The sequence below is a fragment of the Lacinutrix algicola genome (assembly GCF_001418085.1).
Taxonomy (GTDB): domain Bacteria; phylum Bacteroidota; class Bacteroidia; order Flavobacteriales; family Flavobacteriaceae; genus Lacinutrix; species Lacinutrix algicola.
Map to the genome: position 1 here is coordinate 1 of NZ_LIQH01000005.1, position 1,391 is coordinate 1,391.

Annotated in this window: 2 protein-coding genes and 2 pseudogenes; 1 reads left to right on the forward strand and 3 read right to left on the reverse strand. The window is 31.8% G+C overall.

Annotated features, from left to right (window positions below; translation table 11 throughout):
* Positions 1-21: 21 nt before the first annotated feature.
* A pseudogene (porL, locus tag ASC41_RS16545) lies at positions 22-375 on the forward strand (type IX secretion system motor protein PorL/GldL); the annotation flags it as partial.
* Here porL and ASC41_RS00070 read toward each other — a convergent pair.
* The 3 genes and pseudogenes from ASC41_RS00070 to ASC41_RS17265 all read right to left on the reverse strand — a co-directional run.
* Positions 370-759, reverse strand: a pseudogene (locus tag ASC41_RS00070) (DUF5712 family protein); the annotation flags it as partial. The pseudogenes porL and ASC41_RS00070 overlap by 6 nt on opposite strands.
* Positions 760-770: 11 nt before the next feature.
* A complete protein-coding gene (locus tag ASC41_RS00075; protein ID WP_241489609.1) occupies positions 771-1,037 on the reverse strand; it encodes a BfmA/BtgA family mobilization protein in 267 nt (88 codons plus the stop codon).
* The gene (locus ASC41_RS17265; RefSeq protein ID WP_275452857.1) at positions 967-1,170 is read right to left on the reverse strand and encodes a BfmA/BtgA family mobilization protein; all 204 of its coding nucleotides are present in this window, start codon (positions 1,168-1,170) and stop codon (positions 967-969) included. The genes ASC41_RS00075 and ASC41_RS17265 overlap by 71 nt, the downstream gene beginning before the upstream one ends.
* Between the last annotated feature and the right edge of the window lie 221 nt (positions 1,171-1,391).

A 1,391-nucleotide genomic window follows, 5' to 3' on the forward strand; every position in this document is an offset into this window, starting at 1 on the left:
CAACTAAAAAGCACTTAAAAAGAAGAGCCTAAAGATGCAGAAGGATTATTATCTAAAAAATTAGACAACTTATTAAAAGATGCTAAAATTGATGGTGAATTAATGGCTAGCTTAGGTAACAGTATCAAAAACTTTGAAGGTGCTGCTAAAGGAATCTCTCCAACAGTAGATGCAATGGCTGCACAAAAGAAGTATGGAGAAGAAATGTCTCTTGCTGCTGCACAAATGGAATCTTTAAATAGTTTATATAAAGTACAAATGGAATCTGCAAGTCGTCAAGCAACGATTAACGAAGAGTCTGTAGAAAATGCAAACAAATTAAAAGAGCAAATGCAATCTTTAGCATCTAACTTATCTTCTTTAAACATGGTGTTCTATTTTAGCATAGTATTTAATATCATCTACAGTTATAGGTTTACCATTAATTTCTCGGTTAAAAGAAGCTGCATAATCCTTCATTATTGCTCTAGTATATTGCTTTAATTCTTGTCTGTTATTTTGTAATTGTCTCAATTCGTATTTGCTAGGACTCACAGTTATGGAATAAAATTTTGGTTCTCCTTTTTTAAGCTTTGCTGTATTTTCGTCAATTTCTATTACAACTTCTGTCGCATTAATCTCATCACCATATTGATTAAAAAAGTGTTCTATTTCTCCTTGTTCTAAACTTTCATTTTCTTTCTCTAGATAATCTACAAAATCTCCTGAGCTTTGCGAATAATTACTTCCTAGTTTTTGCGCTGTAATGGTGATATACATTTCTATAATTTTTATAATTCGTTATCTGTTTCTCGCTTTTCTCGAAAACGTACTGGATTCTTTTGCTCTGGTGTTTTCTTCTCTAAAATCAATTTCTTTATTGGTGGTTCAATCTCCTTAAAAAGAGATTGCATCATGGCTACAGTCGGTTTAGTTTGGTTCTTTTCTATGTCTTTCATTATGGCAATAACACCATTGATTCGTTTCTTAATTAAAGCCTCTAGCGTCTGCATTTTTGGACCTATGGATTCGTGTGGTGAAATTCCATTTTTCTTCAAAAAAAGCAATCATAACTAATAACGTCATAGATTTCGACAGTGACATTTTTCTACAAAATCCATTGAATTTTTTAGCTACCGAAGTTTTAATACTTAAGCTATCAAATCGTTCTTTTTCATATCCTTTATCCATTTTTCCTTGAAAAATTTATTGTTTTTATTGGGCTGACAGCTTTTTCCGTGAAAAACGATGCTTAAATTTCAAAAACCAAAACAATAAATCGCTGTTAAGCATTAATTTTACTAGTGTTTTTTGATAAAATAAAAACTGAAACATCGCGTCAGCGTGTTACCCTCTTGCTATTCCTTTTCGTCCAGCGCGCTGGACAAAAAAAAGTACCATTCCATCCAAAA

What these genes read in the sequence shown, in the direction of transcription:
- ASC41_RS17265 (WP_275452857.1), bottom strand. Translation starts at nt 1,170, where the DNA reads ATGGATAAAGGATATGAAAAAGAACGATTTGATAGCTTAAGTATTAAA.